We start from the raw sequence: 24,653 nt of genomic DNA, 5'->3' as shown, positions 1-24,653 counted from the left end.
TTCAGTCCGCGTCGAACAAAGCGCCGAATTCGTCCGGCGGCAACGGTTGGTTCCAATAAAAGCCTTGGGCTTTGTGGCAGCCGAGCTGGTGCAGGCGTTCGGCCTGTTCCTGGGTTTCTACACCTTCGGCCAGCGTCAGCAGGCCCAAGGTGTCGCCCAATTGCACGATGGCCTGGACGATGGCAGCGTCTTCGGCCTTGCCCGAACTCAAATCCTGGATGAAGGATTGGTCGATCTTCAGTTTGTTGACGGCGAAACGCTTCAGATAGCCGAGCGAGGAGTAGCCGGTGCCGAAATCGTCGATCGCAAAGCTGACGCCCAGCGCTTTCAGCGCGGCGATTTGCTGGATCACGGTGGCCGTGTCGAACATCAGCACCGATTCGGTCAGTTCCAATTCCAGGTATTCCGCCGCCAGTCCGGATTCGGACAAGGCCGATTTCACCGATTCCAGCAGATTGCCGCGTTTGAACTGCAACGCCGAAATATTGACCGTCACCAACAATTTGTAGCCGGCGTCGTGCCAGACCCGGTTTTGCCGGCAGGCCTCGCGCAATACCCAGTCGCCGATCGGCACGATCAGGCCGTTATCCTCGGCAATCGGGATGAATTTGGCCGGCGGAATCATCGTCCCGTTTTTCGGTTGCCAGCGCAATAAGGCTTCGGCGCCGATGATCCGGTTGTCGCGAATCGAATACTGCGGTTGGTAGTGCAGGCGGAATTCGTTTTGCTTCAACGCCGCGCGCAGGCCGTTCTCGATGTTCATGCGTTCGATCGAGGCCAGGTTCATGTCATGAGAGAAGAAGCGGAAGGTATTGCGGCCTTCGTTTTTGGCCGCATACATCGCGGTATCGGCTTTGTTCAACAAACCGTGGAAATTCAAGCCGTCGTTGGGGTAGAGGCTGATGCCGATACTGAACGAGGTACATACGGTGACGCCTTCGATCAGGAACGGCTGGTTCAGTTGGTCGAGAATTTTCAGCGCGATTTGGGCGATGGTGTCGATGTCGGGGATGTCGGTCAGAATGATGATGAATTCGTCGCCGCCTTGCCGGCAAACCGTATCGACTTCGCGGACGCATTGGCACAGCCGTTCGGCGATGCCCTGCAGCAGGCGGTCGCCGACGTCGTGGCCCATCGTATCGTTGATGTTTTTAAAATGGTCCAGATCCAGAAACAACAAGCCGACCAGGCTGCTGTTGCGCAAGGCATGGGCCATGGCCTGGTCGAAACGGTCGCGCAGCAAGGTCCGGTTCGGCAGGTTGGTCAGCGGGTCGTGGCGGGCCAGATATTCGATCTGGGCTTCGGCCGCCTTGCGCTCGGTGATGTCCGAAAAAATGCCGATGTAATGGCTGACCGCACCGTGCGGACCGCCGATCATCGAAATTCCCAGCCAGGCCGGATAGGGTTCGCCGTTTTTACGGGTGTCCCAGATTTCGCCCTGCCAGTAACCGTTTTCCTTCAAGGCTTGGCGGATGCGGCGGAAGTGGCCGCTGTCGTTGTGCTCGGAATCCAGCATTGCCGGTTTTTTGCCGAGGACTTCTTCGGCGCGGAAGCCGGTGATATTGGTGTAGGCCTGGTTGCTGGAGACGATGCTCAGGTCCGGCGCGCAGAGAAAGATCGCTTCGCCGCTGTTTTCGAATACCTTTGCCAGCAATTTCAAACGCTCGGCGGCGGTTTTGCTCTCTGTGATGTCGGTATGGGTACCGAGTATGCGCAGCGGACGGCCGGCGGCATCGCGTTCGACGATGCTGCCGATCGACAATATCCACTTCCAGCCGCCGTCGGCGCAGCGTAAGCGGTATTCGAGCCGGTATTCGCCGATTTCGCCGGCGATGTAGGCCCGGTAGCGTTCCAGCGCCGCTTGGCGGTCGTCGGGGTGCAGCCGTTCGGCCCAGGCGTCGATGTCGGCCGAAAATTCGGCGGCTTCGTAGCCGAGCATCGCAGAGTACTCGCGGTTGACGATGGTTTTGCCGGTCTGCGGGTCGATGTCGAAAAAGCCGAGTTTGGCCGCCTGCATCGACAAGCGCAGGCGCTCCTCGCTGTCGCTCAGCGCTTGTTGGGTGCGGCGCACTTCGCTGATATCGTGGGCCAGGCCGTTGACGGCGATGACCTGGCCCCGCTCGTCGAAAATCGGCGTCGCATTCAGGCTTAACAGGCGGTTGCCGCCGTCCCGGCAGCGTAATTCCATTTCGTAATTGGGCGGTTTGCGGCCGGCTAAACTGGCCTGGGTATGGCTGCGCGCGGTCCGGTTGATCGGGTTATCGGTAGCCAGCGCAAAACAATCGCCCAGCAACTGCTCGGCCGGATAGCCGAGAATCTGTTCCACCGACGGCCCGAGATAACTGAACGCGCCTTGCCGGTCCAACGAGAACAGAAAATAATCCGAACTCAAACTCTCGACCAATTCGCGGTAGCGCTGTTCGCTGCGCTGCAGCAGGTTTTGCTGTTCGATCAGATTTTGCGTGGTGCGGTGGGCGCGCAATACGTATTCGATCCGGTGCGGCAGCAGCGGCCATTGCACCGGTTTGCCGATGAAATCGGTAGCGCCGAGGCGAAAGGCCTGTTCCACCGCGCCGGTATCTTCGATTGCCGTCATCATGACGATGGGCGTGGCGTCGGGCAAGGCGCGCATCTGCTGCAGGCAGGCGAAACCGTCCAGTTCCGGCATCATCACGTCCAGTAACACCAGGTCGGGTTGTTCCTGGCAAAACAAACGCAAACCCTCGCGGCCATTTTCGGCTTCCAGGGTTCGGTACTGGTGGGCGCGCAATACCTGGCCCACCAGCATCCGGACCATGGCGTCGTCGTCGACGATCAGAATTTTCGGTTGGGCTGTCATCGCGGGATAGGGTCGGCGGCCGACCGGCTATCGAACACTCTGGCAAACTCGGCGAATTCGGTGGCCGGCATCGGCCGCTGGTAAAGAAAGCCCTGCACCACCGTGCAGCCGTTATCCAGCAGAAAGTTGGCCTGGTCCTGGTTTTCGACGCCTTCGGCCACCACTTCCAAGGACAGCGCCTCGGCCAGGGCCAAAATTGCCGTGGTAATCGCCATGTCGTCTTCGTTGTGCGGTAAGTCGCGGACGAAGCTGTGGTCTACCTTCAGTTCCGATATCGGCAGTTTTTTCAAATAAGACAACGAAGAGTAACCGGTGCCGAAATCGTCGATGCTGATCCTGACGCCTAACGCCTGCAGTTCGCGCAATGTGACCAAGGCATCCTCGACGTTGTGCAGCAAGATGGTCTCGGTGAGTTCCAGTTTCAAATAGCGCGGCTCCAGCCCGATTTGCGCCAGCACTTCGCGGACGTGGCCGCCGAAACCGGGTTGGCGGAACTGGTTGGCCGAAACGTTGACCGCCATCACCAGCTCCGGACCGTCGCCTTGCCGGCGCCAGTCCAGCACTTGGCGGCAGGCGTTTTCCAATACCCAATTGCTGATCTGCGCGATCAGCCCGGAATCTTCGGCAATCGGGATAAATTGCGACGGGCCGATCAAACCCAATTCCGGGTGGCGCCAGCGGATCAGAGCTTCGCAGCCGACCACCCGGTGGCGGCGAATGTCGATCTTGGCCTGGTAATACAGCTCCAGTTCGTCGCGTTCGATGGCCCGGCGCAGGCTGTTTTCCATCGCCAGTTTGTGGAAGGCGGCCACGTTCAGCGATTTGCTGAAGAACTGGTAGTTGTTGTGGCCGTATTCGCCGGCGTGGTTCATTGCGAATTCACCGTTCTTGATGAAACTGTCTTCGTCCATGCCGTCGCCGGGGTAGACCGCGATGCCGATATTGATGCCCAGGAACAGTTCCGTGGTTTCGACCGGAAACGATTGCTGCATGATCTGAAAGATGCGCTTGGCGACTTTGACGCTGTCGCGGGTGTCTTGAACCCGGTTCAGCAACACGGTAAAGGTACTGCCGCCCAGCCGGGATACGGTCATGTTCGCCAGATCGAACTCCGACGTGGCCGATACGAAATCGCATTCCCTGACTTCGGCGACCAGCCGGTCGGCGAACATTTTCAGCACGTGGTCGCCGATTTTCGGCCCCAGCGTTTCGTTGATGCGTTTGAAGCGGGCGATACTGATGAACAGCGTCGACAACGCCGAGCCGTAGCGGTCGCAATAGGCCATGGCCTGGCCCAGAATCTCCTTGAACAGCGTGCGGTTGGGCAATCCGGTCAGCGGGTCGTAATAGGACAAGAACCGTACCCGTTCTTCGATGTTGCGGCGTTCGGTAATGTCCTGAATCGCGCCGCGGATGCGTTCGACCGTATCGTTCTCGACGATAGGCTCGCCTTGAATGTGAATCACCCGGTCGCCGCCGTCCCGGTGCGATACCGGTAATTCGATACGGAAGCTCAACTTGTTTTTCAGGCACAAGTCGATGGCTTGCTGCAGTTTTGCCGCCTCCGAAGCTTCCACCCGGTTCAACAAATCCTGCAGTTTCAACTCCCGCTGCAACGGATCGATGTCGAGAATGTTGAAGATTTCCTCGGAACATTGAGCCGAGTCGCTGGCAACGTGCCAGTCCCAACTGCCGAGCTGGGCGATTTTTTGCGCTTTGCGCAATTCGGCTTCGCTTTGGGCCAATGCCGACAACGTGGCGACCGAGCGCAGCAGGTAACGCAAGCGGTGGGGCAAGGTCGGCCAACTGATCGGCTTGGCGATAAAGTCGGTGGCGCCCAATTCGAACGCGCGGTTGACCGAATCCAGGTCGTCCACCCCGGTCAGCATTACGATCGGCAAGATCGAGTTGCCCGGCATTCGGCGGATGGTTTGCAGGCAGTCGAAGCCGTTCGAGTCGGGCAGCATTACGTCCAGCAACACCAGATCGGGTTTGCGGCTGGCGCACAGCTCCAGGCCCTGGCGGCCGTCGGCGGCGCAAACCACGTCGAACCCTTCGCGCTGCAGAATTTCCCGCAACATCAAACGCACCATGTCGTCATCGTCGATTGCCAGAATCAGATGGGGGGCGGGTGGCTGTTGCATTTACGAAGTCGCGGCGGGAAGTTGTTGCAGGATTGCTTTATAGGCGGTTTGCAAGGATTCGGCAATACGACTATCGAACGCCAGCGTGTTGTCGCGGGCCGCATGTTCGAGGTTGCGGGCCAGTTCCGCCAATGGCGCGGCGCCGATATTGGCCGCGGTCGATTTCAGGCTATGCGCGGCCTGGCGTACCTCGGCGCTTTGCCGGTTCTCGATCGCGATTTCAATCGCGCGGATCTGCTGCGCGGCGTTTTCCCGGAACAGGCGTAACACTTCGCTTACCAATTCGTCGCCGCCGATCTGGCGCAGCGAACGCAATTCGGCCGAATCGAATGCCGTCCGGCCGGTTTCGGCCTGCGCCAGGGCCGGCGCCGGGGCAGGGCCGGGCTGCGAATCGCCGATCAGCGCTCGGATTTTGTCGTGCAGGGTTTTTTGCAAAAAAGGCTTGCTCAGATAATCGTCCATGCCGGCGCGCAGGCATTTTTCCCGGTCGCCTTCCATCGCGTTGGCGGTCAAGGCGATGATCGGCGTCCGTTTACCGCCGCCGGCCTGCTCCAGCGCGCGGATGCGTTGGGTGGCGGTGTAACCGTCCATGACCGGCATCATGCAGTCCATCAGGATCAGGTCGGCCGGTTCGGTCTGGAACAGATCCAATACTTCCTGGCCGTTGCCGGCGTAGGTCAAGGTATAGCCCAATTGGCGAAGCATCGCGCTACAGATTTTCTGGTTGACCGGATTGTCTTCCGCCAACAGGATGCGCAGTCCGGGCGGCGGTGCAACCGGTTTGGTTTCCGCCGTGGCCTCGGCGCCGGGCGGCAGCAAGCGTAAAAGGGTGTCTTGCAAGGTACGCCGGTAAACCGGCTTTTGCAGATGCACGTCGCAGCCGCAACTGCGGATCTCGGCCATTTCCGCTTGGTCCGCGCTGGAGGAAATAATCACCAGCCGCAACCGGGTAAAACGGTTATCGCTGCGTATGCGCCGGGCCAATTCGGTGCCGTTGATGCCGAGCATGCGCATATCCAGCAGCGCGATATCGAAAAATTGGCCGGAACGCGCGCTCTGGTCCAAGATCTCCAGCGCGTGGCTGCCGTTTTTGGCCACGCGGAAATGCATGCCGAATTCCGCCAGGTGATTTTCCAGGATTTTGGCGTTGGTGGCGTTGTCTTCCACCACCAATACGTATTTGCCGGCTAAATTGGCCTGCGCAGCGGCCTTGGCTGGCAGCGGCGCCAGGGCGGGGCGTAGCGGCAAGTAGACGCTGAACACCGAACCGACCTGCGGTTGGCTTTCGACCTGAATTTTGCCGCCCACCAATTCGCACAGTTCCTTGCTGATGACCAAGCCCAGACCGGTGCCGCCGTATTTTCGCGTGGTCGAGCCGTCGGCCTGGCTGAAGGCCTGAAACAGCCGGGCCAAGGCGTCGCGGTTCATGCCGATGCCGGTATCGCTGATCTTGAATTCCAGGCACAGGCCGGCGGCCGTTGCACATTGTTCCGGTTCGTAGTTACGGACCTGAAGCTTGACTTCGCCGGCCTCGGTGAATTTGACCGCGTTGGACAACAGATTGGTCAGGATCTGGCGTAAGCGGTAGGGGTCGCCGCGGACCTCTTTCGGCGTGGCCGGATCGATTTCGCAAATCAGGCGAATGTTCTTGCTGCTGGCACGCTCGAAGAACAGCGTACCAAGCTGGTCGATCAAATTGCTCAGGCTGAAATCGGTTTCCTCCAGCTCCAGTTTGCCGGCTTCGATTTTGGAGAAATCCAGGATGTCGTTGATGATGGTCAGCAGCGAATCGGCCGAGCTGAATACGGTCTCGGCATATTGGCGCTGGGTTGGATTCAATTCCGAGCCGAGCAGTAATTCGGTCATGCCTAGCACGCCGTTCATCGGCGTGCGGATTTCGTGGCTCATCGTCGCCAGAAATTGGGATTTGGCGATGCTGGCGGCCTGTGCGTCCAATACCGCCTGACGCAAGTCGGCGGTGCGCAGATCCACTTCGCGCTCCAAGCAGCCGCGCTGGTTTTCCAGCTCGGCATCGCGTTGTTGGATGCGTTCGATCATCTGGTTGAAACTCCTCACCAGCTGGCCGATTTCGTCGCTGCTTTCGCCCTTGGCTCGCACCATGTAATTGTTGTCGACCGATACCTGTCTGGCCAGTTGCGACAACCGGGTCAAGGGCGCGGCGATCGAAGCGGCCAGGCGGCGGCCGAACCAGATCGCAAACATGAAGGCGGCCAGCATCGCCAGCAGAATCTGGCCGAGGTTGATGGCGACCGCCCGCCACAGTGGGCGCAAATCGATCAATACCCGCAAATAGCCGATCACTTCGCCGTTATCGTCCGGCAGCGGGTTCAACGTGATCAGGTTCAACAGCCGCATTTTTTGCCCGAGTAATTCTTCCTGGGCCTTGATTAAGGTGGGCGGGAAACTGTCCCGTGCCGCCTGGGCCGGATAATGGGCGAAAATCCCGCCGTCCCGGCCATATAGCTGCGCGGACTGAATTTCCGGTTTGCCGCGCAAGGTAGCCAGTATGTCGGAACCGGTTTTGGCGTCGCCGAACAACAATGCGGCGCCGGCGCTGAAGCCTATCATCTTGCCCAGCGAGCGGATGTCGTTGAGCAGTTCGTTTTTTTCCTGCCAGACCTGGGTGACGCTGACGATAGCCAAAGTCAACGCCAAAGCCAGCGCCAGCGTGACGGCTTGCAGGCGCTGCAGTTTGTAGGTCATCGGCATGTCGACTAATTTGTCCCGGATCATGGCTGGTTCGGTGCGGACGTTATTTGTTAAGGTTCAGGTTGCGGGCCAGTTTCAGCAATTGCGCGCTGATGCGGACGTTGGCGGCGTTGGCATTGTCCAAATTGACTTCGAAATTCAGCCGGTTGCCGTCCTGCACCAAGCCGATCGTGCCGTTCTGTTGCAAAAAGCCCGGCTTGTCGCTGACCGTGACCACCGGCGCGCCTTTCAGGTCGCGCGGAATGTCGCCGGCGTTGGCTGTGGATTTGCCGATGAATACCAGATGGCAGGTTTTCAAATCTTTGGCCGGTACGTCCTGCAGTACCGCCAAGGGTTTGCCGTTGACGGTTTTGCCCTCCAGCGCCAGCAGATTGTCGCCGAGGTCGTGCGGGGTTACCAGGCACAGGTTGAATTTGCTCTGGCTGGCCGATTCCGGCCACTCGATGAATTTGAAGAAGTTGTAGAGAAACGCGACTTTTACCGCGGCTTCGTTCGCCGTCTCCGCGGCGCAGGCCGGATGGGCGAAAATCAGAGGCAGCGCCAGCAGGGCGCCGGCCCAGCGCTTCGCTGCTGCGGCTTTTCGGCACAATTCGCCGCTGCGCTGAACGGTGCGCAGCATGGCGGTTACGAATCTGGGCCGGGTTTGCAAATGCATCGAGGTTTGCCGTCCGCGTTAAAAATGCCAGCGCAAGGTGCCGTAGACCTCGCGTTGCACGGCAGTTGCAGTGGAGAACAGGTCGGAACCGTACTCGAAATGGTAACTGTCGAGCAGATTGCGCCCGACCAGCGCCAATTCCAAGCCCGCACCCAAGTCCCAAGCCAGGCGCGCGTCCAGATCGTGGTAGCCCTGGGTGAAGCTCAGATTGGTGACGGTGGAACTGACGAAACGCCAATTCATGTCCAGTTTCAGTTGCGGCGTCAGTTGGTACATCGACCAGAGCATGGCTTTGTGGGCCGGATAGCTGCCGCCGTCGTTGACGAAGACGTTGGCCGGCGTGGCGTTGCCCGGCCGGATTCTATCTTCCTCGTAGCTGTAGTTGGCTTTTAGCTTCCATGTATCGGTGACTTGCCAATCCAGGCTGAATTCGCCGCCGTAGACTTGGCCGATACCCAAATTGCCGGTGGTCGATTTAATCAACAAGTAGCTGGCAGGCGGCAATACCGAAATGCTATTGCTGGACAAATCGTCGTAGTTGTAATGGTACAGCGCGATATCGGCGCTGAGTTGCGGCAATAATTGGCCGCGCCAGCCCAGTTCGAAACCGAGCATTTTTTCCGCCGCCATATTCGGATTGCCGACCAGACCGGTGATTTGCGGTATCGGCAAGCCGGGATTCGGCGGCTGAACGCTCAGGCTGTACGAGATATTTTGTTCCACCCAGTTCGGGGTTCTGACCGAACGCGATACCGAGGCCCAGAACGAGTGGTGTTCGTTAGGCGTCCACAGCAGGCGAGCGTTGGGCTGGACTTCGAATTCGGTGACCGGGTTGTGTTCCACTTTGCCGCCCAAGGTCAAACGCCAACGCTCGGGTACCAGGCTGATTTCGTCTTGGGCGAAGAAGCTGTAGATGCGGTCGGTACGCTGCGGCGCACTCATCGAAATTTGCGGGCTGTTCTCGAACTGGTTGATATTGAAACGCAAACCGGTTCCCCACAGCAGCAGGTGGCGCTCGTCGAGTTGGTAGTTGTGCTGAAAGTCGAGATCGAAACTGTCGATCTGGTAACGCGAGTTCAAGAACGGCGATTTGCGGCTGTGCCGGTCCCAGTACATCCTAACTACCGTGGTCGAGTCGGTGCCTTGGTGGTGTTCCCAGCGGCCTTGCAGAGAATGGCCGGAAAACTGCTGGTCGGCCGGCAGCGCCTGGGAGTAGGGCGGGGCCGCGACCGGAGTCAAATTGGCCGCCAGGTTAGGGAAATCGACCGGTGCGCCGTTGCTGTCGCCGATGAAGGCATCGCCCTGGATGCTGAGTTTGTTGGCGATATCGAAGGCCTTGTCGTAACGAAACCCGGCTTTGCTCATGTCGCCTTCGTCGCCGGCCGGGTTGGCCGAATCCCGGGTTCTGGAATCGCCGTAATCCGAGTGGCGGGCGTAGACCTTCAGGTAAGCGTCGTCGCCCAAATCGGCGCCGTAACGCACGCCGCCGCCGTGGCGCTGGGTGCCGACCTGGCCGCTCAATAACGTGCCCTGGCTGTCCTTTGCGTTTTTGGTGACGATGTTGATCACGCCGTTGACCGCGTTGGCGCCCCACAGGCTGGCGCCCGGGCCGCGGATGACTTCGATGCGGTCGATGTCTTCCATCAGCACGTCCTGCTGGTCCCACCACACGCCGGAAAACAGCGGGTTGTAGACGCTGCGGCCGTCCACCAGCACCAACAGTTTGTTGGCAAATTGAGTGTTGAAACCGCGCACCGAAACTGCCCACTTGTTGCCGTCGACTTTGGCCACGTTCAGGCCCGGCACCACCCGCAACGCTTCCGGAATCGTGGTCGCTCCGCTGCGGCGGATTTCTTCGTTGCTCAACACGTAAATCGCCGCCGGGACATGGCTGACGTCGGTCGAAGTCTTCATGACCGAGGTCACGTCCAGGTTCATCAGTTGCTCGACGCTGAGCGCAGTCAAATCCGGCAGGTTTTCGTCTTCCGGTACCTGGTTGGCGGCGTGTGCCAGCCGAGCGCCGGCCAACCCGGCCAGTGCCAGGGCCAACGTTGCCGGTATCAAAGGTCGATATGCTTTGGTTACCATCGGCGGATGCTCAAAAAGTCAGTTGCAGTTTCAAACGCAGCTCCCTGCCGTTCATGCGGATGATGTCGACCTGGTCGCTGACGCCGGGCATTTGCGGGTGGATGTCGAACAAATTGTAGATGCCGAGAGAGGTGTCGAGGCCGCGGATCAGTTTATCGGAACTCAGGTTGATGTTTACCAAATTGTAGCCGTCGGCAAAGCTGCCGGCGTAATCGAGTTTGCGCCGGTCGATAAAAATGTTTTCGATACCCAGCGTCAGGTAATCGTTGAAAAACGATTCGGCGTAATGCAATTTGAACAGGTTTTGCGGCGAATAGGTCGCCCAAGTGCCGTGGCTGTTTTCGTTGGTCAGCAGGTTGTAAGTGTAAGAGGCCTTCAGTAACCGGCCTGAGCTCCAGCGTTTTTCCGCTTCCAACTCGATGCCGTAAGCGTGGTAACGGCCGTAATTTTGCACCGAATAGTCGCCGTCGATGTCCGCGGTGGCCGGCCGGCCCATTAGCAACTGCGAAATGTCGTTGTGAAACAGCGAGCCTAGCAGCCGCAAACCGTTGGCGGAGCGCCATTCTACAATCCCTTCGTAGCTTTTGATTTGCTCTTCGCGCATGTCGGGATTGGCGACGAAACCGAATGCGTTGTAATCGCGCTCCCACGAGTTGGGGGCGCGAAACGTCGAACTGTAAAGCAATTTGAATTGGGTATTTGCCAACGGACTCCAAATCAGGCCGAGCCGCGGATTGGCTTGCATGCTGTTCAGCATGTGGTGGTAATCGACGCGGGCGCCGGCGCTGAAAATCAAATCGTCCAGGATTTGGATGTCGTCTTGCAGATAGGCTTCCAGCCGATGGCCGCTCCGCCGGCTCCGGACGTAGGAGAAGTAGGGGTCTATATCGTGGTTGGTCAGCGCTTGGCGTTGGTCGTATTGGTATTCCAGGCCCAAGATCATCCTGTGGCCGTTAATCGGCGAAAAGGTCAACTGGGCTTCGCCGCCCCACCAGCGGCCGCTGGCAAAATCATGGTTGATTACTCGGCTACCGTCCAGCAAATAAGCCTGATCGGCATGGTAATCGTAGCCCTGGTAATAGCCCTTCAGTTGTAACTTGGCGGTATCGCTGACGTTTTTTTCGTATTTGAGGTTGGTAAAAAACTGTTTGTCTTCGGTGAAAAATTGCTGGTCGTTGAAAATTCCATCGAAGGATGCGGTCGGCACCCGTTTGAAGCGGTTGACGTAACCGCCGCTCAGCGTGAATTCCTCGAATTTGAATTTGCCGAACAAGCGGTCGGCGCGCTCGTCGTCCATATTGTGGGCAACGCCGCGGTTGGTTTCCGGAGTATCGAACCCTGGGAAATACAAGTTCTCGACGCCAGCGCTGTCGAAATGCGAGGCGGAAAATAACACGTCGGCGCCGTTATCCAACGATTTGCCGTAACTGACTCGGCCCTTATAGGTGTCGAAGGTGCCGATTTCGCCGGCCACCTGGGCACCGTTGATGGCTTGGCCCTGTTTGGTGACGATGTTGATCATGCCCAAAAACGCATTGGCGCCGTAAATCGATGAGCCTGAACCGGGGACGTATTCGATATGGTCGACCAAGTCCATGTCCAGCATGAATTCCTGAGCGATATAGCCGCCGTCGTAGATGTTTTCGTTCAGACGCTGGCCGTCGATCATTAGCAAAATCCGCGAATTGTAGTCGCCGCTGCGCATGAAACCGCGCGCGCCGAGAAAACTGTAGTTGCGGTCGCTGCTGGTAAACAAACCGCGCAGGCTGTTCAACGCTTCTGCCAGCGTGCGCCAGCCGAAGGTGCGGATGTCTTTTGCGGTCAGAATGGAAACCGAAGTCGGCGCCTGGCTGGTTTTCGGCCCCAGGCGCGACGCGCTGATGATTTCCAGATTCAACAGTTCTTCGATCGACAGATTGGTGAAATCGTCCTGCGACGCCTCGCCGGCCAAGGCCGCCGAAGCGAAAAAGGACGCCGCAATCAGTTTACGCATTGGCCGCACCGGTCGATTTTGGGCAAGGTCATGGGTTAGAAAGTTAGCAATTGCGGCGTCTTTGGATTGAAGAATGCTTGATTCAGCCGAATATTGTAATAGGTATAGGTAACAGCGGCATAGTCGCCCAAGCTTGCCAGATTTCAGGCGATTGGCTAGCAGTTTCCGGTCAAATCTTGGCAGCGGCCGCAGATTTCTGCGCTCGGTCGTGGTTTCAACCCCAAAAAACGTATTGGAGCCGGCCCGAATTACTGCATCGAGTTTGAGGTTTTGGGCGGCGTGGGGAAAACTCGTGCTATCGATGACAGGTGGCAATGTGGGTATGAATCGGTTTCCGCTTGCCCAGTGTGCGTTGCAGCTAACCGCGCTGGTCGAGCGCGGTTGCGCTATGGCCGCTTTGTTCGGCAACGGCGATGATGTTGCTGCTGAAGTTCGATAGTGCCGTTGCGCTTAATTCGGCTCCGGTAACAGCTTCGGTTTGATTTGGCGCCTTTGCGCGCGAGCCACGTATAATTCCCGGCTTTTTGACGTCTTGGCGAATCATGTCCGTTCAGCAACAAATTCAATCCTTGGCGAAGCATTTGTCCGCCGCGATGAGTGCCGATAGGCATTCCCTGAAACGCCAGTTGGATAGACTGCGCAGCGAGGTGGGCAAGGGCAAGGACGTAGGCGGGCAACTCCAGCAACTGGCCGACAAGATCGAGCGCTCGGTAAGCCGTTGCAACCAGCGCCGCGCTTCGGTGCCGCCGATTAATTACCCGGATTTGCCGGTCAGCGGCAAGAAGGATGAAATTGCCGAGCTGATAAAAAACAACCAAGTCACCATCGTTTGCGGCGAAACCGGTTCGGGTAAGACCACCCAGTTGCCGAAGATTTGCCTAGAAATAGGCCGGGGTATCAGCGGCATGATAGGCCACACCCAGCCGCGACGGATCGCGGCGCGTACCGTCGCCGACCGCATCGCCGAGGAACTGGGCCAGGCCATCGGCAACACGGTCGGTTACAAGGTGCGCTTCCACGACCAGACCGCGCCGAATTCGCTGGTTAAGCTGATGACCGACGGTATTTTGCTGGCCGAGACCCAGAACGACCGCTATCTGAACCAGTACGACACGCTGATCATAGACGAGGCTCACGAGCGCAGTTTGAACATCGATTTTCTGCTGGGTTATCTGCGCTGGCTGCTGCCGAAGCGGCCGGATCTGAAAGTAGTCATTACCTCGGCGACCATCGACCCTGAGCGTTTCGCCAAGCATTTTAACGGCGCGCCGATCGTCAACGTGTCCGGCCGCACCTATCCGGTGGATGTGCGTTACCGGCCGATCGAATTGATCGAGGAAGACGACGAAACTTCCGCCGATTTGCAGCAAGCCATTCTCGACGCGGTGGACGAGCTTTATAGAGACCTGCGCGGCGATATTCTGATTTTCCTGAGCGGCGAGCATGAAATCCGCGAGACTACAGAATCCTTGCGCAAATCGCATAACAATGGCCGCTACGAGGTGTTGCCGCTGTATTCCAAACTCAGCGTCGCCGAGCAGGAGCGGGTGTTCAAACCGTCCGGCAACAAACCGCGCATTGTGCTGGCGACCAACGTTGCAGAAACCTCGTTGACCGTGCCTGGCATCCGTTGCGTGATCGACTCCGGCCACGCCCGCATTAGCCGTTATAGCGCGCGCAGTAAGATTCAAAGATTGCCGATCGAGCGCATCTCGCAAGCCAGCGCCAACCAGAGGGCAGGGCGCTGCGGCCGGGTCGCCGAGGGCATTTGTATCAGGCTATATTCGAAAGAGGATTATCTGGCGCGGCCGGAATTTACCGATCCCGAAATCCTGCGCACCAATCTGTCGTCGGTGATTTTGCAGATGGCGGCCTTGAAATTGGGCGACATCGAGGAATTCCCGTTCGTCGAGCCGCCCGACGAAAAAATGGTGCGCGACGGCAAGACCTCGTTGTTCGAAGTCGATGCGTTGGACAAGCAAGGCCAGTTGACCGAAACAGGACGGCAGTTGGCGAAGATTCCGACCGACCCGAAACTGGCGCGGATGCTGCTGGCGGCCGCGCAATTGGGTTCGCTGCACGAGGTCGCGATCATTGTCTCGGCCCTAAGCATTCAAGACCCGCGCGACAAGCCGGCTGATAAGATGCCGCAAGCCGAAGCCAAACATGCGCAATTCAAGGCCGAGGATTCGGATTTTCTGACCTTGTTGAATCTGTGGAACGCCTTCGAGGAACAGAAGAAACACCTGACCAACAGCAAGCTGCGCAAATACTGCCAGGACAACTTTTTGTCCTACATCAGGATGCGCGAATGGCACGACATCCACACCCAGATCATGCAGGTGGCGCGCGGTGATTTGGGTTTGAAGACCGCCGGCAATCCGGCCAATTACGAGCAAATCCACATGGCGCTGTTGCCGGGTTTGTTGTCGAATATCGGCTTTAGGCACGAACAATACGAATACCTGGGCGCTCGCGGCCTGAAGTTTTTCATCTTCCCCGGTTCCGGCCAGCACAAGGCGCGGCCGAAATGGATCATGGCCGCCGAGCAGGTCGAGACCAGCAAGGTTTACGCTCGCACTGTCGCCAAGATCGAGCCGGAATGGATAGAAGCCTGCGCTCAGCACCTGGTCAAACGCAACTACTACGACCCGCATTGGGAGAAGAACGCCGGCCGTTGCGGTGTTTACGAGCGCACTTTGTTGTACGGCTTGACCTTGACCGCCAAGCGCAAGGTGCCTTACGAAAACGTCGATCCCAAAGCCGCGCGGGAAATGTTCATTCGTCACGCTCTGGTCAACCAGGATTACCATTCCAATGCGCCGTTTTTTAAAGCCAACGAAAAACTGCTGGAGGAGGTCGGTTACATTCAACACAAGGGGCGCCGCGTCGATTTGATCGAAGACGAGGAGTGGTTGTATCAGTTTTACGATAAAAAGCTGCCGGCCGAGATCGTCAGCGGCATTACGCTGGACCAGTGGCGCAAGAAGGTCGAGCGCGATAATCCGAAGATATTGTTCCTGACCAAGGAAGACCTGACTCGCGCCGACGACAATCAGATCAACGATTGGGATTTTCCTGATGCTAAGAAGGTCGGCGATTTGACCATCGAGCTGCATTACCGCTTCGAGCCCGGCCATGACGAGGACGGCGTTACCGCCATCATTCCGGTGCATCAACTGAATCAGATTCGGCAAACGCCGTTCGATTGGCTGGTGCCGGGCATGCTGGAGGAAAAAGTCGTGGCCTTGATTAAGGCCTTACCCAAGCATTTGCGCAAGCATTTCGTGCCGGTGCCGAACACCGCCAAGGCCTGTCTGGAAATCGAGCCGGATTTCAAGGGGTCGGTCTACGAATGGCTGAGTAACCGCCTGCGCAAGCTGACCGGCGAAGCGATCCCGCTCAACGAATGGCAGCCGGATCAATTGCCGGAACATTTGAAAATGAATTTCCGCGTCGTCGATGACGCCGGCCGGGCCATCGGTTACGGCCGTAATCTGGCCAAGCTGCAAGCCGAACACGCGACTAAGGCCGGCGACAGTTTCGACAAGCTGGCGCAGGAAGAAATGAACTACACCGGCTGCATCGCTTGGGCCTTCGACGACTTGCCGGAAACCTGGCAGTTCATGCAAAAAGGCCAGAGCTTCATCGGCTTTCCGGCTATTGTCGATGAAGGCCAGACGGTCGGCGTGAAAATACTGGAAACCCAGCACAAGGCTGAATTGGCCCACTTCGACGGCCTGACCAAGCTGTATCAATTGGTTTGTAAAAAGGACGCGCAATACATTTTAAAAAATCACGGCGTATCGCCTGCCTTGCAACTGGCGTATAACCAGTTGCCGGTGCATCGATTGTTGAAAGAGCGCGCCGGCGGCGATTTCAAGGAAGACATTCTGTCCCAAGTCTTCGCGGCGGTATTCGTCGAAGGCCAGACCATCCGCACCCAGCAGCAGTTCGAGGCCATTCTGGCGAAGAACAAATCGGCGTTGATGGCGACCATGACGCAGGCCGGCAAGCAAATCGGAGAAATTCTGGCAAACTATCAAACGTTGAGCAGGCGTTTGCAACAGCCGTCGGTGGTGCCGGTCTTACGCGAAGATATCGAACAGCAGCTGGGTTTGCTGTTATACAAAGGTTTTTTGCGCTACACGCCGGCGGGCCAATTGCCTGCCATCTCCCGCTATTTGAAGGCAATCGAATTTCGGTTGGACAAGCAGAAGCCGGATTCGGCCGACACCCAAGGCCTGAAACGACTGAACCAACGCTATTGGCAACACATCGAGCGGCAGAGCAAGACCGTCACGCCGACGCCGGAGCGGGAATTTTTCCGCTGGGCTTTGGAGGAACTGCGGGTGTCTTTATTTGCTCAACAACTGAAAACGGCATTTCCGGTGTCGGTACAACGCCTGGAAAAGCAGTGGAACGACAGCTATTGAAGCTCGGCTGCCGGAGAAACCATAACCAAGAGGGCAACCGATGATACCGATTCGAGATTCGATACCTTGCCAGACCAAGCCTTACGTCACGTGGGGCATCATGGCCGTGTGCGTTGCGGTGTATTTGATGATGTTGTTGATGCCGGACGAGGTCGGCCAGCACTTCGCCTACATGTATGGCATGGTGCCGATTCGTTATTCCAATCCGGACTGGGCTTATGCCTTCGGTTTGCCGCCGGACCATTACTTATCTTTTCTGACCAGCCTGTTCCTGCACGGCGGGTTCTTGCACCTGCTGATGAATATGGTGTTTTTGTGGATCTTTGCCGACAACATCGAAGATTTAATGGGACACCGGCGCTTTACGGTGTTTTATATCCTGTGCGGGCTGCTTGCGACCTACGCCCAATGGTACTTTTATCCGACCATGGCGGTGCCGGTGGTCGGCGCGTCCGGCGCAATTGCCGGTGTCTTGGGGGCCTATTTCGTGCGTTTTCCTTACGCAACGGTAGTGATTTTGGTGCCGATCTTGTTTTATCCGCTGTTTTTTCAGGTGCCGGCAATTGCCTTTCTCGGCTTCTGGGTGATCGTGCAATTGGGCGATGCGTTTACAGCCGCGGTATTCGACAACGTTGCGGTCGATTCGGCTTGGTGGTCGCACTTGGGCGGTTTCGCGGCCGGGGCTTTGTTGCATCCGCTATTCATCGACAACAAACCCGCTCAGGCGGATTTAAGCGCGGAATAAGCGCTGCGGCGGGCAAAAAGTAAAGAAAACGCTAGGGGTTTTATTTTATAATGCCGGCGTTAGCAAGCGGCGGAAAATGCGATACAAATCAAGGCCGTTGCTTATAAATGCAAAAGAATCCCCATCCAATCGAGAAATATTGATCATGAAAAACCTAAATGTTGTACTGGTACGGCTGTTGCAGTTCGTGGTGTTCGCCTTGTTTACATTCATTGTGCTGGTTTACTTCGGCACGATGATTTTGCTGCCGCTGGATATCGTGGTACTGATTACCAAAGCCTTGAGCGTGCTGGGCATCGGTACTTTGTTCGGCGCCATCGTTGCGGTGCCTGCCGTGGCCTACTTGGGTAAAATCGTTTACAACACGCCGGGTCTGATTCCGATGATCGTCGAAAACGGCATTGAACTGGCTAACTTGGGCAAACAACGGGTAGAGGCTTTCAATAAAATCGCCGAAGCCGCGAAATAAGTTTTTACCGATAAGAAAAAGGGGCCGCGAGGCCCCTTTTTTATGCGCGGGATTTATAGTTCCCGCGTCGCGCTGAAGTGAATATCGGGCCAGCGTTCTTCCGTCAATTGCAGATTGACCCGGCTGGTTGCCAGATAGACCAAATAGCCGCCGCCGTCTTCGGCCAGATTTTCGAAGGCCTTATTCTTGAACTCTTCCAGTTTGGCCGGATTGTCCGAACTGATCCAGCGCACGGTATTGATCGGCGAAGCGTCGTAAACGCATTCGACGTTGTACTCGTGCTTCAACCGGTGTGCGGTGACGTCGAACTGCAGAATGCCGACCGCGCCCAGAATCAAGTCATTGTTTTTCAATGGCTTGAACAACTGGGTGGCGCCTTCTTCGGTTAATTGCACCAAGCCTTTTTGCAAGGCCTTGGCCCGCAATGGGTCTTTTAACACCACGCGGCGGAACAATTCCGGCGCGAAGTAGGGTATGCCGCCGAATTTCAAGGTTTCGCCTTGGGTAAAGGTATCGCCGACCTGGATGGTGCCGTGGTTGTGTAAGCCGATGATATCGCCGGGGTAGGCTTCTTCGACATGCTTACGGCTGTCGGCCTGAAACGTAATGGCGTTGGCGACCTGGATGGCTTTGCCGATCCGTACGTGGTGCATCTTCATGCCTTTGTCGAATTTGCCGGAGCAGATGCGCATGAAGGCGACGCGGTCGCGGTGGGCCGGGTCCATGTTGGCCTGAATCTTGAAGACGAAGCCGGTAAATTTGTCTTCCTCCGGCTTGACTTCGCGCTGCTCGGCTTGGCGCGGACGCGGCGGCGGCGCGAATTCGGCGAAGGCGTCGAGCAGTTCGACGATACCGAAGTTGTTGATCGCCGAACCGAAAAACACCGGGGTTTGCCCGCCGCGCAGGTATTTTTGCAGATCGAATTCGTGGCTGGCGCCTTTGACCAGTTCGATTTCCTCGCGCAATTCGTCGGCCTGCAAGCCAAGCAATTGGTCCAGTTGCGGATTGTTCAAGCCCTTGATTAGGGTTGACTCGGCAATTTTGCCGCCGTGCTGCGGGTTGAACAGCAAAATCTCGTCCTTGTACAACTGGTACACGCCCTTGAAGCGCTTGCCCATGCCGATCGGCCAGGTCATCGGTGCGCATTCGATTTTCAGCACGCTTTCGACTTCGTCCAGCAGTTCTATCGGTTCGCGGCCTTCGCGGTCCAGCTTGTTAATGAAGGTCAGAATCGGCGTGTCGCGCAGCCGGCAGACTTCCATCAATTTAATGGTGCGGTCCTCGACGCCTTTCGCAACGTCGATCACCATCAACGCCGAGTCGACCGCAGTCAGCGTGCGGTAGGTGTCTTCCGAGAAATCTTCGTGGCCCGGCGTGTCCAGCAAGTTGACAATCGCATCGTTATGCTCGAACTGCATTACCGACGTGGTGACCGAGATGCCGCGTTCCTTTTCCATTTCCATCCAGTCTGACGTGGCATGGCGCGCCGCCTTGCGACCCTTGACCGAGCCGGCTAACTGAATCGCGCCGCCGAACAACAGTAGCTTTTCGGTGATGGTGGTTTTACCGGCGTCGGGATGGGAGATGATGGCGAAGGTTCTGCGGCGCTTATATTCTGGGACTTCCATGGAGATTCTGATGGGTTACGCGATAAACGTTGCGTACGATCTGAACCGCACGCAATTGAAAATAGCCAAGCATTATAACTTAAGCAGCGGCGGCTCTGGACGGTTGCCGGAGCGGAGTGGCCGGCGCGCGGGGTAAAGACCGCCGGCCGAAGCGATCAGCCGGGCGAACGCTGGGCGCCGTAACGCTTGGTATACCAGTAACAAGCAAGTCCGCCGCACAAGCCGCCCAAAGTATCGGCCAACCAGTCTAATGCACTCGATTCGCGGCCGGCGACAAAGGATTGGTGCCACTCGTCGGACAGGCCGTACAGGCTGCAAAATACGGTGCCGATCAGGAGTTGCCAGTGGCGGGGAACCGAAAAGTGGGCGAAGTAGCGCCAGGCAAACACCGCCATCGCGAAGTAGGCCAGGAAATGGTCGAGTTTGTCCTGGTTTTCGATCAGTGAGTGGTCGGGCAGTTTGGCTTGGTCGGATAGCCAGAAAATCAATGCGCAATAAAGCAGCAGGGCCGATATATCCAGAATTTTGTAAATCACAGTGGCTCAGGTTTATGAGGGCGGCGGTTGCAGCGGTTTCCGGTAACTGTCGAACAGATAGCTGATTTCCTCCAGACCGTCTTCTATCGACCAGGAAACCGTCTTCGACAGCAAATCCAGCAGAATCACGCCGTTAACGGCGGCATCTTCGCTGATTCCGGCTTTTAGGCGTTGCGTCAGATGCAAATTGATGATTTGCAGGTTTTGGTAAATCTTCAGCAATTCTTCGAGTTCCAGCGAATAGGGCAAACCGTCCCGGCGCCGAAAATATTGCGCCAGCAGGAATGTGGCGGTTACCCGGTAAATGGTTTCGTCCTGGTCAGCCAAAGGCAGGTGAAAGCGTGCCATCGGCTTTAAATATTCGGTGTGCGGGCAGGGACTGGTGGCCATGATCAGACCCAAAATAGAGCTGGCGATATGTTGCGCCGTGCTTTCGCAGCTAACCGTTCTGCGGTCGGTGACGACTTCGACGCTCATCGGTTTGTGCGACACCAAATGGCCGCACAATTCCAACAGTGGAGCCAGATTGACGGCGACCGGACAATGTGGAGTTTGCGCGGCCTGCAATGGGCAATTGTGGCATTGGTGGTAGGCCAATTCGGTCCAGAACGGGTAGGGTTCCTGCGCCGCCGGAATCAGCGTCATGCTCGGTTTGTGGATTTCGATCGGAAATTCGGCGCAATCGTAATCTTCGGCCTTAAGCCGGTAGACGAAGCGCAAAACATCCTGCGGCGGATATTCGTTGGAAGTTGCGGCTTGGCTTTGCATTTGGCCTACGAGATTAACTGAAAAATTCACATAGGCGGTTTGGCGAATTCATCCGGTCGCTCGGCAAATCCCCTACAGTTGCATCAGATTGTAGGGGGTTGACCTTAGGATTGTAAATCTTTCCGAGCCTTAGCCGCGCTTGGGTCGGTTCCATCGGCGAGGCGGCGCCAACTGAAGCGGTTAAGCCCATGTTAGAATCGCGGCCGGTTATTCGGTTCGACTTAGCGGCGAGTGTGTAGTTTGGGTGCGGCAATCGCGCGCCTTTCCCGGCAGCATTTGTCGCGATGGCCCGCGGAGCGACCGATTTTTCGATATCAGAATGGGATGCCAAGCGCGCATCGCAGGATTTCACCCGGAGTGCCATGCAATCAGTGTTCGAATTTGCCGAGCGGTGTCTGTTCGACGCCGATATCGAGCAAAAACTGGCCGTTACCAGCCAGGCTGGGCAGCTATTGGCGGAAAACTGCCTGTCGTTTACGCCGGCCGGCTTAGCGTTGCCGATCGCCGCTACGCTGTTTCCCGCAAAACCCGAGTTGCTGATGCCGCGCGACATGCCGAAACGGCGATTGGATACCGTCGAAGGCCAAGCGGCTTTTTTCCATGCCTTGGCCCATATCGAATTTGTCGCGATCTATCTGGCCTGGGACATTATTTACCGTTTCCGCGGCTTGCCCGACGATTTTTACCGCGATTGGTTGCTGATCGCCGCTGAGGAAGCGCAGCATTTTCGATTGATTCGCAAACGGCTCAGACAGTTGGGTTTCGATTACGGCGACCTGCCGGCGCACGGCGGCTTGTGGTCGCATGCCGAAGATACGGCCGGCGATATATTGGCCAGATTGGCGATCGTGCCGCGCTGTATGGAAGCCCGTGGCTTGGACGTTACTCCCGGCATGCGCGACAAGCTGGCGGCGATGGGCGATGCGGAAGGCGCGGCCATATTGGAGCGGATCTACACCGATGAAATCGGCCATGTCGAGCGCGGCTCGTATTGGTTCAATACCCTGGCCCAACAGCGAGGATTGCAGCCCGAACAGCATTATAAGGATTTGATTTTGGGTTATTACAAGGGGAAACCGAAAGGGCCATTTAACCGAGAAGTGCGTATAATCGCCGGCTTCTCGGAAAACGAACTCGACTGGCTGGAGGAAAGGCTGCATGAATAACAAACCGGTTTTCGATTACCCGTTGTTTGCAATGGGCTTTCGCGCCTTCTTCGCGCTGGCGGGTTTATCGGCGCTGGCTTTGATTGCATTATGGAACTCGATGTCCAAAGGCGCGTTGCATATCGACAATTATTTTGCCGGTAGCCTGTGGCATGCCCATGAAATGCTGTTGGGTTACACCGCGGCTGTGATAGCCGGTTTTTTGCTGACCGCCGTCAGAAACTGGACCGGTTTGCAAACCGTTAATCCGGACCAGTTGGCGTCGTTAAGTTTTCTATGGATATACGGCCGGGTGTTGCCTTTTTATTCCGGCCTGTTGCCCGACGCTTTAATTGCGATTGTCGATTTGCTGTTTTTGCCGGCGGTGGCTTATTTCGTGGCCCGGCCCTTGCTGCAGACGGGCAATTTCAAAAATCTGGTTTTTATCGCTTTGTTACTGTTGCTGGCGCTGGGTAACGGTTTGATCCACGCCCAAATTCTGGCTTTGTCGGCTGCGACTGCCGGATTCGGTTTGACGCTGGTGGTTGCCGTGGTGGTGGCGATGATTTTGGTGATTGCCGGCAGGGTGTTTCCGTTTTTTACCGAGCGCGGTTTGTCGGGCGTGATTTGCATCCGCAATCCTGCTTTGGACGTGGCTGCGGTGGCCGCAGGCATGGCGGTTTTTGCGTTGCTGATGTTTGGCGTCTCCGGCGCGGCGTTGGCGGCGGCGGCAATTGCGGCGTTAATCGTCAATGTCTTGCGGGTGTCTGCTTGGTACAACGCTAGAATTTGGTATGTGCCGTTGTTATGGGTGTTATACGTCGGTTACGGGTGGTTGATACTCGGGTTCGGCCTGGTGGCGTTATCGGCGTTTGCCTGGGTTCAGCCGGCGCTGGCTATGCATGCCTTTACGGTAGGCGGAATCGGCGTATTGACGCTGGGCATGATGGCAAGAGTGGCTTTGGGGCACACCGGGCGGGCGTTGAAGGCGTCGAATGTGGTGGCGATCGCATTTTTGCTGTTGAACGTCGCTACTCTGTTCAGAGTCATGTTTCCGGCGTTGTTGCCGGCTTGGTACGGCGCCTTTGTCATGGTGTCAAGTTACTGCTGGTTGGCGGCGTTTTCCTTATTCGCTTTTTACTATGCGCCGATACTGACGTCGCCCAGGATCGATGGCCAACCCGGTTAACAGGCAATAAAAAAGGCGGCTAAAAAAGCCGCCTTTTTTGTGACCCTGGGTTAGTGGGCGCTGTAATGCGTTTCGATATAGCGCTCGACTAAGGCTTGGAATTCTCCGGCGATATTGTCGCCTTTTAAGGTGACAGTCTTCACGCCGTCTTCGAATACCGGAGCGACCGGCGACTCGCCGCTACCCGGCAAACTGATGCCGATATTCGCGTTCTTGCTTTCGCCCGGCCCGTTGACGACGCAGCCCATGACCGCGACTTCCATATTTTCTACACCTTTGTATTTGTCTTTCCAGACCGGCATTTGATCGCGCAGGTAGGCTTGAATATCTTGCGCCAGCCTTTGGAAGTAGTCGCTGGTGGTGCGGCCGCAACCGGGGCAGGCGATCACCATCGGTGTGAAGGAGCGGAAGCCCATGGTTTGCAAAATTTCCTGGGCCACGATAACCTCTTTGGTGCGTGGGGCGCCCGGCTCCGGCGTTAGAGAGACGCGGATCGTGTCGCCGATACCTTGTTGCATCAGGACGCCTAAAGCGGCTGAAGAAGCGACGATGCCTTTTGAGCCCATGCCGGCTTCGGTCAAACCCAAATGCAGGGCATAGTCGCAACGGCTGGAGATATCTTCGTAGATGCTGATTAACTCCTGCACGTTGCTGATTTTGCAAGACAGCACGATTTTGTCCTTACCCAAGCCCAGTTCGACGGCTTTGGCAGCGCTTTCCAATGCCGACAGCACGATGGCTTCGCGGGTAATTGCCGGCAGCTCTTTGGGTTGAGCCAGTTGGCGGTTTTCGTCCAGCAAGCGGGTCAATACGGCTTGGTCGAGGCTGCCGCCGTTGACGCCGATCCGGACCGGTTTGTTGTAGCGGATGGCAAATTCGATCATTTGCTGGAATTGCGGATCGCGCGCCTTGCCTTTGCCGACGTTGCCGGGGTTGATCCGGTATTTCGCCAGCGCTTGCGCACAGTCGGGATATTTTTCCAGCAGTTTATGGCCGTTGAAGTGGAAGTCGCCGATAATCGGCACCGAGAAGCCTTTTTGCGCCAAGCGGTTGACGATTTCCGGTACCGCCTTAGCCGCTTCCTCGGTATTGACGGTTACTCTAACCAGCTCGGAGCCGGCGGTGGCTAATTCCATGATCTGTTGTACGCTTCCTGCAACATCGGCGGTATCGGTATTGGTCATAGATTGGACGACGATCGGCGCGCCGCCGCCGAATTTAACGTTACCGACCAAAACCTGTTGGGTGTGTTTTCTGGGGCTAATCGACATAGAATTGTGCTTCGCAG

16 protein-coding genes are annotated in these 24,653 nt (G+C 57.0%); 5 read left to right on the top strand and 11 right to left on the bottom strand.

The annotated features are described in order from the left end of the window. Window position 1: 1 nt before the first annotated feature. From VXJ35_RS13620 to VXJ35_RS13590, 7 genes are all read right to left on the bottom strand, one after another. A complete protein-coding gene (locus VXJ35_RS13620) occupies window positions 2-2,839 on the bottom strand; it encodes an EAL domain-containing protein (RefSeq protein WP_064021972.1) in 2,838 nt (945 codons plus the stop codon). Next, window positions 2,836-4,983 carry a bifunctional diguanylate cyclase/phosphodiesterase gene (locus VXJ35_RS13615; RefSeq protein WP_064021971.1) on the bottom strand — a complete coding sequence of 716 codons (2,148 nt, stop codon included), beginning with the start codon at window positions 4,981-4,983 and terminating at the stop codon, window positions 2,836-2,838. Before VXJ35_RS13615 ends, VXJ35_RS13620 begins: the two co-directional genes overlap by 4 nt. Continuing rightward, window positions 4,984-7,737: a hybrid sensor histidine kinase/response regulator gene (locus VXJ35_RS13610; protein WP_064021970.1), complete on the bottom strand. Its 2,754-nt coding sequence runs from the start codon at window positions 7,735-7,737 to the stop codon at window positions 4,984-4,986. Window positions 7,738-7,756: 19 nt separating this feature from the next. Further along, on the bottom strand, window positions 7,757-8,332 hold the full coding sequence (locus VXJ35_RS13605; protein ID WP_231914750.1) for a YfiR family protein: 576 nt from the start codon (window positions 8,330-8,332) through the stop codon (window positions 7,757-7,759). A gap of 54 nt (window positions 8,333-8,386) precedes the next feature. Further along, complete coding sequence (locus tag VXJ35_RS13600) at window positions 8,387-10,456, bottom strand: TonB-dependent siderophore receptor (protein WP_082880922.1); 2,070 nt, start codon at window positions 10,454-10,456, stop codon at window positions 8,387-8,389. Window positions 10,457-10,466: 10 nt separating this feature from the next. Beyond that, window positions 10,467-12,449, bottom strand: a complete 1,983-nt coding sequence (locus VXJ35_RS13595) for a TonB-dependent siderophore receptor (protein WP_064021969.1) — start codon at window positions 12,447-12,449, stop codon at window positions 10,467-10,469. A 358-nt stretch (window positions 12,450-12,807) separates the two neighbouring features. Next, window positions 12,808-12,993, bottom strand: coding sequence for a hypothetical protein (locus VXJ35_RS13590; protein WP_064021968.1), 186 nt, complete (start codon window positions 12,991-12,993; stop codon window positions 12,808-12,810). Between VXJ35_RS13590 and hrpA the strand changes: the two genes are divergently transcribed. The 3 genes from hrpA (at window position 12,992) to VXJ35_RS13575 (ending at window position 18,099) form a co-directional block, all read left to right on the top strand. Continuing rightward, window positions 12,992-16,885: an ATP-dependent RNA helicase HrpA gene (gene hrpA, locus VXJ35_RS13585; protein ID WP_064021967.1), complete on the top strand. Its 3,894-nt coding sequence runs from the start codon at window positions 12,992-12,994 to the stop codon at window positions 16,883-16,885. The two genes, VXJ35_RS13590 and hrpA, sit on opposite strands and share 2 nt — an antisense overlap. 40 nt (window positions 16,886-16,925) lie before the next feature. Beyond that, a complete protein-coding gene (locus tag VXJ35_RS13580; RefSeq protein WP_064021966.1) occupies window positions 16,926-17,630 on the top strand; it encodes a rhomboid family intramembrane serine protease in 705 nt (234 codons plus the stop codon). A 145-nt stretch (window positions 17,631-17,775) separates the two neighbouring features. Beyond that, window positions 17,776-18,099 carry a hypothetical protein gene (locus tag VXJ35_RS13575; protein WP_064021965.1) on the top strand — a complete coding sequence of 108 codons (324 nt, stop codon included), beginning with the start codon at window positions 17,776-17,778 and terminating at the stop codon, window positions 18,097-18,099. Between the two features lie 53 nt (window positions 18,100-18,152). Here VXJ35_RS13575 and VXJ35_RS13570 read toward each other — a convergent pair whose 3' ends face one another. From VXJ35_RS13570 to VXJ35_RS13560, 3 genes are all read right to left on the bottom strand, one after another. After that, on the bottom strand, window positions 18,153-19,733 hold the full coding sequence (locus VXJ35_RS13570; RefSeq protein ID WP_054758995.1) for a peptide chain release factor 3: 1,581 nt from the start codon (window positions 19,731-19,733) through the stop codon (window positions 18,153-18,155). A gap of 149 nt (window positions 19,734-19,882) precedes the next feature. Next, a complete protein-coding gene (locus VXJ35_RS13565; protein WP_231914749.1) occupies window positions 19,883-20,263 on the bottom strand; it encodes a VanZ family protein in 381 nt (126 codons plus the stop codon). Between the two features lie 12 nt (window positions 20,264-20,275). After that, entirely contained in the window at window positions 20,276-21,031 is a 756-nt protein-coding gene (locus VXJ35_RS13560) for a DUF6901 family protein (protein ID WP_064021964.1), read from the bottom strand. A 362-nt stretch (window positions 21,032-21,393) separates the two neighbouring features. Here VXJ35_RS13560 and VXJ35_RS13555 point away from each other — a divergent pair, with 362 nt between their 5' ends. Together VXJ35_RS13555 and VXJ35_RS13550 are read left to right on the top strand one after the other, a co-directional pair. After that, window positions 21,394-22,197 carry a ferritin-like domain-containing protein gene (locus tag VXJ35_RS13555; RefSeq protein WP_064023514.1) on the top strand — a complete coding sequence of 268 codons (804 nt, stop codon included), beginning with the start codon at window positions 21,394-21,396 and terminating at the stop codon, window positions 22,195-22,197. Continuing rightward, complete coding sequence (locus tag VXJ35_RS13550) at window positions 22,190-23,365, top strand: NnrS family protein (RefSeq protein ID WP_064021963.1); 1,176 nt, start codon at window positions 22,190-22,192, stop codon at window positions 23,363-23,365. The genes VXJ35_RS13555 and VXJ35_RS13550 overlap by 8 nt, the downstream gene beginning before the upstream one ends. A gap of 50 nt (window positions 23,366-23,415) precedes the next feature. Here VXJ35_RS13550 and ispG read toward each other — a convergent pair whose 3' ends face one another. Further along, a complete protein-coding gene (gene ispG, locus VXJ35_RS13545) occupies window positions 23,416-24,636 on the bottom strand; it encodes a flavodoxin-dependent (E)-4-hydroxy-3-methylbut-2-enyl-diphosphate synthase (protein WP_064021962.1) in 1,221 nt (406 codons plus the stop codon). Between the last annotated feature and the right edge of the window lie 17 nt (window positions 24,637-24,653).

The organism is Methylomonas sp. DH-1 (genome assembly GCF_046097555.1).
GTDB lineage: Bacteria > Pseudomonadota > Gammaproteobacteria > Methylococcales > Methylomonadaceae > Methylomonas > Methylomonas koyamae.
Note: the sequence above shows the minus strand (reverse complement) of the source record. Positions and strands in the feature narration are given on the sequence as shown.